Raw genomic sequence first — 16,171 nt, forward strand, 5'->3', positions numbered from 1 at the left:
AATTGAACTTATGCAATCGGAACTTCGTCAGGAATAGAATCCTGAAAGACATCGGTTGAAACAGATGTTGCCGCTTCTTTTGGAATTAGATATCGTCCAAACAACGAGTAGAGGGCAGGTAACACCAGCAACGTCAACGCTGTAGAGGTAAATAAACCACCTAGAACTACGATCGCCAATGGTTGCAGAATTTCCTTCCCGGCTCCCGTGCCGATGACCAAAGGAACCATTCCCAAGGCTGAAGTGAGTGCTGTCATCAGAATGGCTACTAGTCGCTCCATTGAACCTTCGACAATTACCTCTTGAAGTGGTATTCCCTGCGCCAATTTATTGTTGTAATTGTCAACCAGCAACAAGCCGTTGCGAGTGGCAACCCCAAACAGGGTAATGAAGCCGACGAGTGAGGCAACGGAAACGATCCCTCCTCCTAATGCAATTGAAAAGATGCCGCCGACTAGGGCAAGAGGGAGGTTAATCATAATCATCAGCATTCCGGCAACGGATTTCACGGCAAAGTACATCAGGATCGAAATCACGACAATCGCCAACCCACCAAATATCAGCAAATTTTGGCTTGCCCGTTGCTCTGACTCAAACTGACCTCCGTACTGAATGAAGTATCCAGAGGGAAGCGGTATAGTTTCTTTTACCTTGGACTGGATTTCATTCACAACAGACCCTAAATCTCGTCCAGCCACGTTTGCAGATACCACAATGAGACGAGAGACATTTTCACGGTTAATCGTATTCGGTCCTGTTCCGTAATCAATCTGGGCAACTTGAGCCAGGGGAATTTTTTGACCTGTGGGTGTATCAATCAGCAAGTTGCGAATGGTATCTAGATTGTTTCGAGATTCGTCTTCCAACCAGACCAGCAGGTCAAATAGCTGTTGTTGCTCCAATACTTGCGAGACAACGCGACCATTGAGTGCTGTTTCAACTATCTCAGAAATTTGACCCACCGTTAGACCATATCGAGCGGCGGCTGAGCGATCGAACTGAATCTGCACCTGCCGAATTGGGACTTGGGGTTCCAGTTGCAGATCGACCAAGCCCTCTACATCTCGAATTGCCGCTTCGACTTCGCTACCAATGGAGCGGAGTTCGTCCAGATCAGGACCAAAGATCTTGATAGCGATCGCACTCCTGACTCCTGATAACACCTCATCCATTCGGTGGGTGATAAAACCACCGACACTCGGTGCAATTCCTGGAATGCGGGCAAATTCTTCACGGATTTTTTCCAGCGATGCTTCCCGGTCTTTCAACCCTTCCTGACTCAGTTCCACATCTAAATGCCCCAGGTTCACCCCACCTGCATCAGCATCTCCGGGGGCACGTCCGGCTCGTAACTGCACAGTAGCAAAGCGCGGATCATCCTTGAGCGCATTTTGCACCGCTATCCCAGATTGATTGGTTGCTTCCAAAGAAACACCGGGATAGAGCAACATCGCATTTACCAGGGAAGGCTCTTGAAATTCCGGCAAGAACACTCGTCCCAGACTGGAGAACACAATCAGGGATGCAATTAATGAAGCCCCTGCAATCATCAGCACAACCTTGGCGCGACGCATCGCAAACGTGAGGGCAGGGCGATAGAGCCGCTGAGAAAAGGCACTTACCCAGGTTTCATCACTAGGGAGAGGACGGTTTGCTAGCAGGATGGCACACAAAGCAGGTGAAAGGGTCATCGCCACAAAGGTTGAGGCAAAAATTGACACCAAATAAGCAACCCCCATTGGGGCAAAAATCCGTCCTTCCACACCTGTGAGGCTGAAAATCGGAGCAAAGACCACCGCAATGATCACCGTCGAGAAAATGACGCTCACCCGTACTTCGACAGAGGTATCGTAGACCACCTTAAACGGGTGTTCTGGAGTGCCTGCTAATTGGTTCTTTCGCAGTCCCCGATAGGCATTTTCCATATCCACAATCGAGTCGTCTACTACTGACCCGATCGCCACCGCTAAGCCACCCAACGTCATCGTATTAATACCCTGTCCAAAGGCGTTCAAAATCAGCATCCCTACCAGAATGGATAGGGGAATGGCACTGAGGGTAATAACGGCGGTTCGCCAGTTCATTAAAAATAACAGCAGGATGATGGATACGATGATGATGCCGTCACGCAATGAACCGAGAACATTTTCAATTGATGCTTGAATGAAGTTTTCCTGACGAAACGTTTCGGTTACGGTCACATCTTCGGGCAGTCCGGCTTTCACCTCTTCCATTGCTCGTGCGATCGCCCGTGTCACCGTCGGCGTATCATTCATCGGCTGCTTGTTCACCACCACAATAATGGCGGGTTGACCATTAAAGCTACCATCTCCCCGTTTCAATGCAGCTCCCACATTTACCTGTGCCACATCGCGCAGCAATACAGGTTGTCCATCACGAGCGGTGACAACCGATGCTCCCAATTGATCAATTGATTCCAGCCGTCCCACCCCTCGAATAATCATTTCCTGATCGGGAGTCGTCAGGAACCCTCCAGCAGCATTGACGTTAGCGGCTTCCGCAGCTTCTGTCACCTCTTGCAACGAGACATTAAAAGCAGTCAGCTTTGCTGGATCAACTAAGACTTGATACTGCCGTACATCCCCACCGTAAGCAATCACCTGAGACACCCCTGGAACTGCCAGCAATCGGTTTGTTACATCTCGATCCACCAATCGTCGCACGTCCATTAGTGGAGTTGTTTCGGCGGTAAAGGCATACATTAAGACCGTGCCAATCGGAGATGAAACCGGAGAAATCTGCGGGGTTCCGACTCCCTCTGGTAACTTCTCCTGTACTTGCTGCAATCGTTCTGTGACTAGCTGCCTAGCGCGATAAACATCAGTTCCCCAATTGAAAATGACCCTAACCACTGAGATGCTCACCGCAGAAGACGATCGCACCGTCTCTACACCAGGAGTACCATTCACCGCACTTTCGATGGGTAGCGTAATCAATGACTCTACTTCTTCAGGAGCCAATCCTGGAGCTTCAGTTTGGATCTCGACTTGCGGTGGCGCAAAGTCAGGAAACACATCCAGCGGCATCTTTGTGAGATTGTAGGTGCCTAAAACGGTGACGATTACCGCTCCAATCACCACTAACCATCGTTGGACGATCGACCATTTTAGAATCGCGTTAAGCATACCAAGTTTATCTCTAATCGCTTTGGCACTATTAGTTCCCCTGTCAATTCAAAGCCATCCTTTGTGTCAAATAGGCTGTTGAATTGGGCACTGCTACCAAATTTGGGACAGCGTTTACACCTCAGAATCTGGTTGATGAGCATCTGCCGAGAGGAGAGCAGCCTCGTGATTCGCTTTGCTCACACTGTGATGTCCATTGTGCTGATCGTCGAGGTGTTCTAATGAATTGAGGGTTGCAGCCAGTTGTTTGCGGCTGCGGCGATTTGACCAGAAAGCACCTGCTGCAAACGTACCGATCGCCAGTGCCCCACTCCCTGGCAGCAAAATCCACCAGGGCAATGTTCTACCAGCGCCGCTTGCTTCTGTCACTTCTGTTGCTTCTGCTTCCTCTGGTTCAGCAGAGCCACCTCGCAAGGATTGGGCATAAAGTTGATTGGCGCGTTGGGTGACGACGCGATCGCCTTCAAACAATCCACTCTCTATCTCCACTAAATTCCCCGCTTGACGACCCAGCACTACTTCAATGGGTTGAAATGTATTACCGTTTTGGACAAAAACAAGTGGCTGACCATTTGCCTCAACGATCGCTGATTGAGGAATCGCAACAACGGGTTCAGGAGTGCGATCGGTTAGCACTTCTAATTCGGCAAACATTCCCGGTTTGAGTATGCCATCCCCGTTGTCTAACTCTGCCTTTACAGGCACCACTCGGTTCTCTCCTTCTACGACCGATCCAATTGTTGTGATGCGTCCTTCAAAAATTTGATTCGGCAAGCTCGACACTGTAACCCGCACTCGCTGACCTTGAGAAACCTGATTCAAATCTTTCTCGTAAATGTTGGCAGTGGCTAGCACAGTGCGATCGTCTACAATCGACATCAACGTTGCGCCTGCATCTTGTGCCGATTGTCCTAATGTGACAGTACGATCGGCGATCGTCCCTGAAATCGGTGCTCTAATCGTAATCGTGCCGTCTGGATTGGCTTCTGCACCAAGTTGTTGTAATCGAGTTTGATATGTTCCTGCACTCAGTTGAGCACGAGATTGAGCCACCTGAAGGGCAGCTTGAGCGCGTTCTACCTCAGTTCGGGCTTCCAACACTGCTAATCGACTTTCAGCCTCCGTCACTGCTTGTCGTGCTGATGCTAAATGTGCTTCTGACTCCAAAAATTCCCGTCTGGGGATGGCTCCTTGCTCTGCGAGTTCTTTATCCCGATCGTACTGCTCTTGAGCAACGCGCAGTTCCGTTTTTGCCTGGTCAACGGCAGTTTGAGCAATTTGCTGTTGTCTTTCATAGCTTTGTTGAGCCAACCGCAAGTTGGCTTCAGCCTGTTGCACATCCCCTTGTCGCTCTGCGGAATTTTCTAGCGCTGTAACGCGCAGTTCTGCCAGTTCCCCACTGGTAATCACAGCTAGAGCTTGTCCTGCTTCAACCCCGTCTCCTGGTTCCACAAGCAACTTGACCACCGTTCCACCTACAGGGTTTGTCACCTCTACTCTGCGACTGGGGGAGGCTTCAATCTGTCCAGTTGCCTGTACGCCAAATGCTAGAGATTGACGAGTGACAGGTTCTACTTTCAACCCAATCTGCTCTGCTGTTGTGCTGTCTACTGCGATCGCTCCTGCTGGTTGAGATGACTGGTTCTGATTGAATTCATCACCATGCCCAGTATGAGCGAGTACTCTGACCGAAGTTGTCAGTAGCAGTAGGGTGAGACATGTGCCCACTATGCGACTGCTAGGTAGCAAACCGGCGTGTTTCAGAGTAAGAGCCATTGGCATCTCCTAGAGCAGGGAAAATGATACAGGTGAAGGTTTTAACAAAACTTCAGGAGTAGTATTGCAGGTAAATATAAAACCAGGATGAAATTTCGGCGCAAAATATCCTCTGCTAGTGGTTCGGCTAAGATGCAGCGCCTCTATTCCAGCAAGGGAATATCAGATCAAAATGAAAGCAACAAAGCGATTTAAGAATAACGAATTATAAACAACCCTAGAAATTTCATTCCTGTTTCACTTTTATGTGCGAATTGAGAAGTAGAAGAAACATTGCTATGGCAAAAGGTACTTCCGTCTCAGGTAGTGATATCTGGTTTCGCATTACACTCCTAGCATTTACAGGGGGCTTCCATGCAGCACAACCACGAGCACGGGCATCAAAATTCTAGCTCCCACGTGAGGCATCATGAGCATCATCAGCCTCAGCAGACAGAAGAGTATGTTGGGCATTATGAACACCAGCAACAGCTTGCATCCGCACGAGATCACCATGCGGGGCATGGTAACCACATGGGTCACGATAAGCACGCAGGTCATAACCCAGGAATCTTCAAACGTCGCTTCTTTATCTGTTTGCTGCTGACCCTGCCCATTCTTTACTTTGCATCTCACCTTCAAATGTGGTTTGGCTATCAAGCTGTCGAGTTTCCGGGTGCTGCTTGGGTTAGTCCAATACTGAGCACCATCATCTACTTCTATGGAGGTTGGGTTTTCCTCAAAGGAGCCTGGTACGAGCTACGCAGCCAGATTGGAATGATGACGCTGATTGCGCTAGCGATCACCGTAGCGTTTGTTTACAGCGTGGCGGTTACTTTCGGATTAGAGGGAGAACCCTTCTACTGGGAACTGGCAACGCTGGTCGATGTGATGCTCTTGGGGCATTGGATTGAGATGGCATCGGTGCAAGGAGCCAGTCGTGCTTTAGAGCATTTAGCCGATCTAGTCCCTTCTGTTGCTCATCGCTTGGTGAATGGACGTATTGAAGATGTTTCGGTGAGTGAACTGGGTGAAAATGACGCAATTTTGATTCGTCCTGGTGAGCAAATTCCAATAGATGGTGAGGTAATTGAAGGCGGTTCCAGCGTCAACGAAGCCTTTTTGACAGGAGAATCTCGTCCAGTGACAAAACAGGTTGGGGATGAGGTGGTTGCAGGATCTGTCAGTGGTGAAGGCGCACTAACTGTAAGAGTGACCCGCACTGGAGAACAAACTACATTAAGTCAGATTATGCGCTTGGTAGAAGAGGCGCAAACTTCTCGAAGTCGGTATCAAGCCTTGGCTGATCAGCTTGCCTATTGGCTCACGTTGGCTGCAATTGGAATTGGAGCATTAACATTTGTCGTTTGGTTGGCAGTTGGTCCAGCCCTCACGTTTGCGATTAATCGGGCAGTGACAGTATTGGTCATTACCTGTCCCCATGCACTGGGCTTAGCAATTCCTCTAGTTTTAGTAAATGCCACATCGATGTCCGCCAAACATGGCATTTTAGTTCGTAAACGAGAAGCATTTGAACGGGCGCGGAATATTCGAGCGATCGCCTTTGATAAAACGGGCACGCTCACAGAGGGACGCTTTGGCGTACAGCACACGTTCACCGAAGGAATTGACGAGACAGAGGCTTTGGCGATCGCAGCAGCCCTAGAATCCCTATCAGAGCATCCTCTGGCACAAGCGATTGTACAGGAAGCCAACAAACGACAGTTGGAATTACCAAAAGGGAGCGAGTTTCAAGCGGTTGCGGGCAAAGGTGTTGAGGGAACGGTAAACGGTAAACGCTACCGCGTCGGGCGACCCGAATGGGCAGAAGAATTGGGATTAACTGTCTCAAATCCAATTCGAGAAGGACTGAAGACAGCAGAATCACAAGGAGAAAGTGCGATTGTGTTGCTCAATGACCAGCAGGTTCTTGCTCTGTTTGGACTAGCTGACCAAGTTCGTGAACAAGCCCGTATTGCAGTACAACGACTGCAAAAAATGGATGTGCAGGTGGTGATGATTACCGGAGATGCAGAGGCAGTCGCAAAGACGGTTGCAGAGCAACTGGGAATCGATCGCTATTATGCCCGTGTTCTACCTCAAGATAAGGCGGCGTTAGTACGGCGGTTAAAGTCAGAACAACCCACCGCATTTGTCGGTGATGGCATTAATGATGCCCCTGCTTTGTTTGAATCTGATTTGGGAATTGCGATCGGTGCAGGGACAAATGTGGCGATCGAGTCTGCGGATCTGGTACTGGTGAAAAGTAATCCGCTGGATGCAACCTATGCCTTGAAGTTAGCTAAGGCTACTTACAACAAGATGATCCAGAACTTGTTTTGGGCAACGGGCTACAACATCATTGGTATTCCCCTTGCCGCTGGAGTTGCCTATCCATTAGGAATTCTACTTTCCCCAGCAGTTGGTGCTTTGTTTATGAGTGTCTCTACGGTTGTGGTTGCAATCAACGCGATGTTGCTACGGCGAGTGAAGTTGGAATAGAAGATTTTAGCTATGCCTCAATTTCTAAAAGCCCCATCATGCCTAAATCTTCGTGATCGAGAATGTGACAATGATAGACAGTCTTTCCCACAAAATCTCTAAACGGAATCCGAATCCGCACCGTTTCTGCACCTTTGACTAGCACAGTATCTTTCCAGGCGCGATAAGGTGCGGGTTGACCGTTACGAGACATCACCTGAAATGAATTGACATGCAAGTGAAAGGGGTGATCCATCCGATCGGGATCAACATTAACCAATTCCCAATCTTCTACCGTACCAAGCTTTACGTCTGCATCAATTCGCTGTGGATCAAAGGTTTTGCCATTGAAGAGAAATGACATACCACTGCCCATGCCCATTGCCATTGACAGCTCAATGCGACGGATCTGATTTGATTCTGGCAACACTTCCACGTCAGCCAACGTTTTTGGTAAGGGTAGGGGATCTGTAGAACCTTGATAAGTAAGGGTCGCTAACGGCTGCGATGATTGAGATTGAGTCGTGTGATGCATCATGCCCCCCATTCCACTCCTGCCTGGCATCATCATGCCATCCCCCATCATGCCCATACCACCGCGATTGTAAGGAAGATTGAGCAGTTGATACTCTCCAGGAGCGCGATCGCCTTTCACTAAAACCTCAGCCCGTTCTCCAGGTGCTAGCAAAATTTCAGTTAGTTCAATAGGTTCTGCGATCGCCCCTCCATCAGTGGCAATCAGGTAAAAAGGATGGTCTTCTAACGCCAAGCGATAAAAACGAGATGGGGAGGCATTCAGTAGTCGCAGACGCAATAAGCCACCAGAAGTCATGGAGAGTGTAGGGTTAACCTGTCCATTCACTGTCATCAATGAGCCTTCCCGCCCCATCATCAATGCCATGTGATTCGGAGGATTGATTCGCCCATTGGCATCGAGATCAAAGTCTTTCAAAATGAGAAATTCCTCTTGAGCAGCTTTTACCTCTGGAATTTCATCTAAATCTCCTCGCACAATAAAGAGACCTGCTAATCCGCCAAACACTTGTTCTGCAACGTTCCCGTGATGATGAGGGTGATACCAAAACGTTCCGGCAGGATGATCTTGTGGAATGGTGAATTCGTAGGTCAAACGTTCATTGGGCGGAATGCTCAAAAATACGTTATCTGCATTGCCAGTTGGGGTGATGTGTAGCCCGTGATAGTGAAGATTTGTCGGCTGCGAGAGTTTGTTGGTGAAGTGAATCCGTACTGTGTCTCCTGGCTTTGCCTCCAATCGCGGAGCCGGAAACTGACCATTAAAACTCAAAAGTTGCGCTTGGCGATCGCCCACTATCAGAGAATGGTTGCCTGCTTCCAAATCTAGCTCTAGCAGGCCATCCTTGCTTTTATATAGATCGGGGGAGAGAACTACAGCTTGTAAAGGTTGATTCCGCCCAATCACCCAACGAGAGAGTAAAACGCCACCCGCACTAGCTGCACTAAAAGTCAGAAAATGACGACGACGAAGTTTCATAATAATTTCTAACCTTACTGAAATTACGATCAGCTAGAGATTTTCGTACTCTGTCTACTACTCTAAACACTCCAATTGACTAGACAGTTAATCCCTATAGTTATTAGTGTTTCTATCTCTATAGATAGTGCGGAAAAATAAAATTTCAATGAAATAACTACTGAACACCAAATTGTTAGCAATTTAATTATGGTCAGCCGACGGTCAAACCCGAAATAAAGGTGATATCCTGCCAAATCTCCTGCGCTATCCTCTCGTCCAATGATTATGCCTTTTTATTTTTGTCTCCAGGTGAACAAACCATTGAATCGTATCGTCTACAACGCTGTACATAACGGGAATCACAATCAGGGTCAGCAATGTTGAGATCGTCAGCCCTCCTAAAATCACGGTGGCGATCGGTGAGTAGGCATCCATGCCAATGTCGGGGAAGAAGGCGAGTCGCACAATTACGATCATCGTCGTCAGGGTGGTCATGGTGATGGCTTTTAAGCGGACGGGTCCAGCCATGCGGATGGCGATATCGCGCGGGACTCCTTCGGCCCGCTTTGCCAACACCAGTTCTAGCAACAGAATCGCGGCGGACAGCGATAATCCTGACAGAATCACAATGCCCAGAATCGAGACGGTCGAAAGGGTTTGTTGAGCCAGGATCAGACCGCCAAACACCCCCACCAATTGCAAGGGAATCGCTCCCATCATAATCAGCGGCTGAATAAAGGAGCCAAACTGAATCACCAGAATCAGGTAGATCAAAATTAGCGACACCAGTAAGCCCTTGAGCAAGCGACTGAACTCGATCATCATGTCGGTCATGTCGCCCATCGAATCGAGTCCGTAACCGGGCGGGAAATTCAGATCCGTGCCTGCCCGCATCGCCACTGCCATCGACAAATCCATCGAAGCCGGAGCGCCCTTGCGGTAGTACCCGTTGACATACACGACCCGTTTCCCATTCACATGCTCAATCAACGTCGGGCCATTTCGGCGCTCCAGTGTAGCTACTGTACTCAACGGCACTTGCTGTCCCTGGGGCGTGGTGATGTAGGTAGCGGCTAAATCGTCTGGCGTAGCGCGATCGGCGGCATCATAGCGCACCAGAATTGAGTTTTGGCGCAGGTTGGGACGGTTATAGTAGCGACGAGTAAAGCCGCCACTGAGCGCATAGCGGGCTTGTTCTGCCACCATTTGCACATTCATGCCCAACTCCTCAGCCCGGCGGCGATCGACGGTGAGTTGATATTCGGGCTGGGTTAGGGACGAACTGGTTTGCGCCATGACTAAGCTAGGGGTGGCTTCGGCAATGCGTAACACGTCTGCCGCTAATCGGTGCAAGGTGTCCAACTCTTCGCCATAAACCGCAAGCTGAATCGGTGCCGCAGAGGTAGACATCAAATCAACGCCCATTTCTTTGAGGGCAATGCGGCGCAGTCCGGGAATGGTGCGATGGGCTTCGGCAGCAACGCTGTCCATAATTTCCCAGATATCCCGATCGCGGTTGTCCTTGAGAGTAACCGTCAGGGACGCGGCGTTGACACTATCCATGCTGTAGCCGCTGAAGTAGGTGCTGTTGCGGGTGAACTCAAAGCCAACCTGGGACGAGACTTTCTCAACGTCAGGCTGCGCCAGCAGAATTTGCTCAAAGCGGGCAGTACTTTCGTCGGTTTTGGCAAAGGACGTGCCCGCCTCCATCTCCAGGGATGCCATGAACTGACCGGAATCGCCCAGGGGCATCATTTCCTGCGGCACAAAGGGATAGAGGGCAACGGCTAACACAATCGAGACAGCAGCGATCGCCAGGGTCATTTCCCGATTGTTCAAGCAGCGATCGAGCAGCCAGCCATAGCCCTGCTCTAGGCGCTGAAACCCGACCTGAACCGGCAGCAGCAACCGTTGCAACCCGTTTCGGCGTGGCTGAGACTGGGGCGGCTTCAGCACAAAGGCGGCAATTAACGGAATCAACGTCACTGACACCAACAGCGAGGCAACAAAGGCGAACACCATCGGCCAAACAATGCCCACAAACATCAGCCCAGTCAGCCCTCCCGCCAGAATAGTCGGTATCAATGCCGCAATCATGACGCAACTCGCTGCCGCACTGGCAAGAAACACTTCCCCGGTGCCCTGAATGGCGGCTTGTAACGGACGCAATCCGCCCCGCAGTTTCTGATCGATCGCGTCAATCACAATAATGGAATCATCTACCAGCTTGCCGAGCGCCATCATCATGCCAATCAGCGTGGAGGAGTTGAGCGACATCTGGATGGGGATGAAGGGCAGGGTTGAGAGCGCCAGCGACAGGGGGATAGAGATCATAATGATCGCCGTGGCGCGAAAATCTTCTAGAAACACCAGAATCACCAGCCCCGCCAGCAAGACGCTGATCAGCAACTCTTGAAACGTACTGTTCAGGATAATGTTGACCAGATAGGAGTTGTCATAGGCTTCCTCAAAGGTCAGTCCAGGGTTTGCCGCCTGAATTCGCTTCAATTCTGCCCGCACCTGCCGGATCACCTGGGGCGAACTGGAGTTGGGTTGCTGAATCACATTGACGGCCAGGGCAGCCTCGCCGTTATAACGATAGCTGCTGCGCCGTTCCTCAGCGGTGTCTTTGACGATCGCCACATCCCGCACATAGACCACCTGCCCGTCCTGCTCCAGCACCGGATAGTCCATTACATCGGCAGCACTCAACGCCCGTTTATCCGATCGCACCAGGATTTCGGAGTCGCCCTGGGTCAACACACCTGCCCCCTGGCTGACGTTATTGGCATCGATCGCATCCCGCACTTGCAAAATGGAGAGTCCGTAGGCAGCCAACTTTTGCCGATCGACCACCACTTGAAGCTGCCGTCGATAGCCGCCAAAGATTGACACCGCCTGCACGTCTGGCACCTGGGTCAGCCGATCCACCAAAGTATTGTCGGCAAATTCCCGCAACTGCACGGGGTCCCAGCCTTCTCCTCGCAGCGCCAAAGTCAGCACCGGACGGTTCAGCGGATCGATCGGCAACACCCAATAGGAACGCGAGTTAAAGCCATCGAGTTCAATATCTCCCTCTGCCGCTGTCATCACGCTCTGCACCGACTGCACCGCTTTGCCAATATCGTCGCCCCAAGCAAACTGAATCGTCACCAGCGACATATCCTGCTGCGAGCTAGAGCGAATGAACCGCACCCCATCCAATACCGTCAGGCGCTGCTCGATCGGCTTGGTGATATAGGTTTCCACCTCCGTTGGCGAAGAACCCGGTGCCATCGTCACGATCGACACCAGCGGACTTTCCACATAGGGCATCATCCGCACGGGAAGCAGCACGAGCGTCAGCATCGAGAGCACCACCACCGCGATGTACAGGGCCGCCACCACCACCGGATGCTTGATTGACCAGCGAGTTAGAAACGTTTTCATAGGGGGAATTGGAGTAAACCGGGAGTATGGAGCGAGTTAGCAGGATAGAAGTCAAGTGCTGTAGTTTATTGAGCTTCTAGCGTAAAGGTTGCTTGCCCTTGCTGTTCTTCGTCTTTAACGTTGGCGGTGACTTGCCACGTACCGCGCATCCCAAAATAGGTGTTGACCTGGAATCGACCTGGTTGATCGGCAGGTTTGACCTCCACCTCAGTTTGCATCGGAGCCATATTCGGCATGGGCATTGCAACATTCACGTTTAATTCACGCACAGGGAGCGGTTCACCTGTAGTCGCATCTTGTACCTGCAAAATCAGTTGATTGTCTCCCATTGCTACCGTACCCTCAGGGCTAATTAACTGAATCTGCACACTACCCTGGCTCGCGTCATTGAGACTCGCAACCGGATTGCCAGAGGCATCGATCGCCACAACTTTGGCATTTTCAACCAATCGGCTGCTGCCAGTCGTGATCACCAATTCCCCAGGTTTTAGCCCACGAGTGACTTCAATGCGATCGCCACTCATCAGCCCAGTGGTGACAACTCTGCGCTTCGCCATGCCATCTTCCATGACCCAAACGGTTGATTCTTCCTCTGACAGCGTGATTGCCGATTGCGGCACGGAGAGAGCACCCGGTTTACGAGCGGTGATGATGTTCATCTCTAGAAATTGCCCTGCCGCCAGTCGCTGACCTGGATTATCAACCACCGCTTCGATCATCACCGTTCGGGTTGCTTCCCCCGCCATTGGAAAAATGCTGGTAACTTTGCCTGGAATCGTTTCCGTCCCCGCTCCCGGCAGCCGTGCCACGATCGCAGAACCCACTTTGATTTGCAGGGCATCCTGTTGCGCTACATTCGCTTGCAGACGCACTCGACGATAGTCACCAATTTTAAGAATCGCCATTCCCGGCTGGACGAAGACTCCAGGGTCTACCATCCGTTCCTGGACAATGCCCGTAATCGGCGCAGTAATGGCCGTATAGTTCTCCAGAATCGTGGCGCGATCGCTTCTCACCTGAGTCTGAGCTACCTTAGCTGCCGCCGCGTTCACCTGAGCCTGCATTCGTTCCAGCTTGGTTTGGGCACTGCTCAAGGCGGCTCGTGCAGCCGTTGCTTCACTGTCTTTTCGATCAAATTCGCTACGAGAAATCGCCCCTTGTGTCACCAAAACCTGAGCGCGCACGACCTCTTTCGCCAAAAAATCATACTCGGCTGCCATCCGCTCTACTTCCCGTTGCTGCTCAGTAATTTCCGCCTGTGCCACCTGCAACTCTGCCTGAGAGACGCGGGTTTCAGCGATCATCTCCGCCACATCTGCCGATCGTTCCGCTGCATTCAGACGCGCCAAAACCTGACCAGCCGCCACGGCATCACCTGGATAGAGGGTATATTCCGTCAACTGCCCTTCCACTCTGGGATAGACCGCAACTTCCAGGTAAGGACGAACAGACCCCGTATAGCGAACGCTGGTTTCTAGTAGGCTAGGTTCAACCGTTTCGACCGTTACAGGCACGGGATTGAAGGAACCATCCACGCGCATCATGTCCTCCATCGACATGCCTGCCATCCCCTCCATGCCGTCCATGCCTGCCATGAGAGAAGCAGGTTTGAGCAAGCTGGTGGCGGTTGCAATTCCCCCCGTCAACACCACAAAAACTCCTAGCGCCGAGAGGGTTTTAACAGATAAAATCGATCGCCTCACGGGTTGATCGGTAAGGGGCTGATGGGTGAGGGGCTGATTGTCAGTCAACTGAGCAGACTCCTGATCTGGCGGATTCACCGGATGGGTCTGAGCAATACTTTGATTTATATCTTGATTTATATCCTTATCTATATCCTGAGCAATATGATTAATATTCTGATCAAAAGTAACTCTTTGTTTAGATCGCAGTGTTTTTGTGACGATCGCTCTTGTAACGATCGCCGTTCCTACAATCAATACTACTGCACCTAAAACTAGGCCAGTAGCTGTCATTAGGCTGCCAGAATTTTGCTGCATCGGCATTGCTTCTGGCATTGCTTCTGGCATCTCTTCCATACTGTGCGGTGCCTGTGCAATCCGTTCAGCCGTTAATTCAGCCGTTAACAGTACAGCAAGGCTAGGGACAGGCGGCATATTCAACTCTCCTCAAGGTTTGGAAATAGGGATGCTTTGGTAAGCGACTTCTTCAATCAGGCTGCAAAGCTCTCGGCTATCTGGATCATCAAGCGGGCGATCGGCCCAGCGAGTGCGATAGGTTTCTAGCTCTCCCTTCAGAGATTGCATGAGACGAATTTGCTCGTTCAAGTGATCAATTTTGCGATCGAGCAATTCCCGCACCACCGAACAAGCCGGACAGCCCTGATATCGCACCTTTAAAATTTGTTGAATCTCTGAGAGGGAGAATTGCAGCGATTGCGCTTTTTTGATGAACTGCAACCGTTGCACCGCTTCGTCGTCATAATAGCGATAGCCGCTATCCGCTCTTGTCGTAGGTGCTAATAATTCTAAGGTTTCATAATAGCGAATCGTGGCAACCGCAACCTGAGTTTGAGCCGCCAGTTCTCCGATTTTTAACAGTTTATGGTTGCCTAATTCCGTCGTGAGTTGAGCGATCGCAGGTTTGGTCATTTTCTGTTTTAGCGTGTGAATCGCCTTAGTCTAAACTCTCAAGTCACCTATAGAGTCAAGAGTAGCGGCATGAAGAATTATGTCAACTGTGGGTGTGAGACCATTCCTTGCTTCAGGACGTTACTGTTGCACCGGAATATCAAAGACCGCGCGAGCAGGCGGTTGAGCATCGTTGAGTGCCACCGTTAACTGCCAATCTCCACCAAATGGAAAGTTCGTTTCAATGTCATAGGTGCCGGGTGAAGCAGCTGATTTCACCTCGGTTTTTGCCGAACCTGCTCCCATCCCCTTCATCCCCATTGCTTCCATCGCTTGCTCAGACATCGTCATTTCAGCCTCAATGCCTTGAACCGCTAGAGGTTGACCCGTTGGATCAGCCACAACCAGCCTCAAGGTGGTCTTTCCCTGCGGCAGTGGCATGGTCAGTTCGCTCAGGGTCATCCGCGCATTTCCGGTTTGAGTCACAGGTTGAATATTGAGGCTAGATGCTTCGGTTTTTCCAGTCGTATCTGAAGCAGCCGTTGGGCGACTGCCTGAACCCGTGGATTGCCCATTGCCGCAAGCTGCCAAGAAGGTAAGCCCAGTCACGCTGAAAACGATGAGAACCAGTTTAGAAAGTTTCATTCGCACTCCTCAATGATGAGTCAGACAAGTTACCGAAGAAACATACTAAACCCTCAAGTCAACTTAAGAGTCAATAGATTGACAGACACTCAATTCAACAAGGTTATGCAAAGCCAAAGATACATTTAGCGATTCTGTAGTTAGGCATCCTATCTATGTCAGAAAGAATGCCCACACTACAGTTGCCCAACTAAGTCTTAACTTCCAAAGCTGACTTATTTATCCAATTGCCTCCGACGCGCTTCCCTAAATCGTTCGTTGAGGTGTGTTTCCGTTGAGATTTGTTGATTCAGGTTTTCCTGCTGAACGTTGTCAATTCGATCCTTCCCATTTTCAGTCAATAAATCTTCGCGCTCAAATCCCTCAGTCATGGCAAACACAGGATTAGCGATAGCAAAAATAGCTAGCATGGATAGGCTAGAAAACATGATGCGTTTCATTGAAAAACACTCCTAAACTAAATGAAATGATTGAACCAATGTGATGTGTACTTCCTTCAGCCCTCGGTTTGCAGCGTTAGTTTCTTACTTCAGCCAAGTTCGCCGAAGGTTATAGAACTCAAGCGTTTTAGTGACACATCACATCATTTGAACTGCATCATAAAGCCTGAGGTTGGCTTTAGAGTCAAG

9 protein-coding genes are annotated in these 16,171 nt (G+C 50.3%); 1 reads left to right on the plus strand and 8 read right to left on the minus strand.

Going from position 1 to position 16,171, the window contains the following annotated elements:
- Window positions 1-8 precede the first annotated feature (8 nt).
- The gene (locus ACQ4M4_RS15000; protein WP_316437149.1) at window positions 9-3,146 is read right to left on the minus strand and encodes an efflux RND transporter permease subunit; all 3,138 of its coding nucleotides are present in this window, start codon (window positions 3,144-3,146) and stop codon (window positions 9-11) included.
- A 114-nt stretch (window positions 3,147-3,260) separates the two neighbouring features.
- A complete protein-coding gene (locus tag ACQ4M4_RS15005) occupies window positions 3,261-4,922 on the minus strand; it encodes an efflux RND transporter periplasmic adaptor subunit (RefSeq protein ID WP_316437148.1) in 1,662 nt (553 codons plus the stop codon).
- 354 nt (window positions 4,923-5,276) lie between these two features.
- On the opposite strand from ACQ4M4_RS15005, the gene ACQ4M4_RS15010 reads away from it, so the two are divergent.
- Window positions 5,277-7,403 carry a heavy metal translocating P-type ATPase gene (locus tag ACQ4M4_RS15010; RefSeq protein ID WP_316437147.1) on the plus strand — a complete coding sequence of 709 codons (2,127 nt, stop codon included), beginning with the start codon at window positions 5,277-5,279 and terminating at the stop codon, window positions 7,401-7,403.
- Window positions 7,404-7,413: 10 nt separating this feature from the next.
- On the opposite strand, the gene ACQ4M4_RS15015 is transcribed toward ACQ4M4_RS15010, so the two are convergent.
- The 6 genes from ACQ4M4_RS15015 to ACQ4M4_RS15040 form a co-directional block, all read right to left on the minus strand.
- On the minus strand, window positions 7,414-8,895 hold the full coding sequence (locus ACQ4M4_RS15015; RefSeq protein WP_316437146.1) for a multicopper oxidase family protein: 1,482 nt from the start codon (window positions 8,893-8,895) through the stop codon (window positions 7,414-7,416).
- Window positions 8,896-9,141: 246 nt separating this feature from the next.
- Window positions 9,142-12,306 carry an efflux RND transporter permease subunit gene (locus tag ACQ4M4_RS15020; protein ID WP_316437145.1) on the minus strand — a complete coding sequence of 1,055 codons (3,165 nt, stop codon included), beginning with the start codon at window positions 12,304-12,306 and terminating at the stop codon, window positions 9,142-9,144.
- Window positions 12,307-12,371: 65 nt separating this feature from the next.
- On the minus strand, window positions 12,372-14,423 hold the full coding sequence (locus ACQ4M4_RS15025; protein WP_430685284.1) for an efflux RND transporter periplasmic adaptor subunit: 2,052 nt from the start codon (window positions 14,421-14,423) through the stop codon (window positions 12,372-12,374).
- 12 nt (window positions 14,424-14,435) lie between these two features.
- Window positions 14,436-14,918 (minus strand): heavy metal-responsive transcriptional regulator, encoded by a 483-nt coding sequence (locus tag ACQ4M4_RS15030; protein ID WP_430685285.1) that lies wholly within the window; start codon window positions 14,916-14,918, stop codon window positions 14,436-14,438.
- Between the two features lie 120 nt (window positions 14,919-15,038).
- Window positions 15,039-15,542, minus strand: coding sequence for a FixH family protein (locus tag ACQ4M4_RS15035; protein ID WP_430685286.1), 504 nt, complete (start codon window positions 15,540-15,542; stop codon window positions 15,039-15,041).
- 215 nt (window positions 15,543-15,757) lie between these two features.
- The gene (locus ACQ4M4_RS15040) at window positions 15,758-15,982 is read right to left on the minus strand and encodes a hypothetical protein (protein WP_430685287.1); all 225 of its coding nucleotides are present in this window, start codon (window positions 15,980-15,982) and stop codon (window positions 15,758-15,760) included.
- Window positions 15,983-16,171: the final 189 nt, after the last annotated feature.

The sequence above is a fragment of the Leptolyngbya sp. AN02str genome, assembly GCF_050565595.1.
GTDB lineage: Bacteria > Cyanobacteriota > Cyanobacteriia > Elainellales > Elainellaceae > Kaiparowitsia.

Coding starts and splice junctions, on each gene's coding strand:
- ACQ4M4_RS15000 (WP_316437149.1), bottom strand. CDS start 3,146: ATGCTTAACGCGATTCTAAAATGGTCGATCGTCCAACGATGGTTAGTG.
- ACQ4M4_RS15005 (WP_316437148.1), bottom strand. CDS start 4,922: ATGGCTCTTACTCTGAAACACGCCGGTTTGCTACCTAGCAGTCGCATA.
- ACQ4M4_RS15010 (WP_316437147.1), top strand. CDS start 5,277: ATGCAGCACAACCACGAGCACGGGCATCAAAATTCTAGCTCCCACGTG.
- ACQ4M4_RS15015 (WP_316437146.1), bottom strand. CDS start 8,895: ATGAAACTTCGTCGTCGTCATTTTCTGACTTTTAGTGCAGCTAGTGCG.
- ACQ4M4_RS15020 (WP_316437145.1), bottom strand. CDS start 12,306: ATGAAAACGTTTCTAACTCGCTGGTCAATCAAGCATCCGGTGGTGGTG.
- ACQ4M4_RS15025 (WP_430685284.1), bottom strand. CDS start 14,423: ATGCCGCCTGTCCCTAGCCTTGCTGTACTGTTAACGGCTGAATTAACG.
- ACQ4M4_RS15030 (WP_430685285.1), bottom strand. CDS start 14,918: ATGACCAAACCTGCGATCGCTCAACTCACGACGGAATTAGGCAACCAT.
- ACQ4M4_RS15035 (WP_430685286.1), bottom strand. CDS start 15,542: ATGAAACTTTCTAAACTGGTTCTCATCGTTTTCAGCGTGACTGGGCTT.
- ACQ4M4_RS15040 (WP_430685287.1), bottom strand. CDS start 15,982: ATGAAACGCATCATGTTTTCTAGCCTATCCATGCTAGCTATTTTTGCT.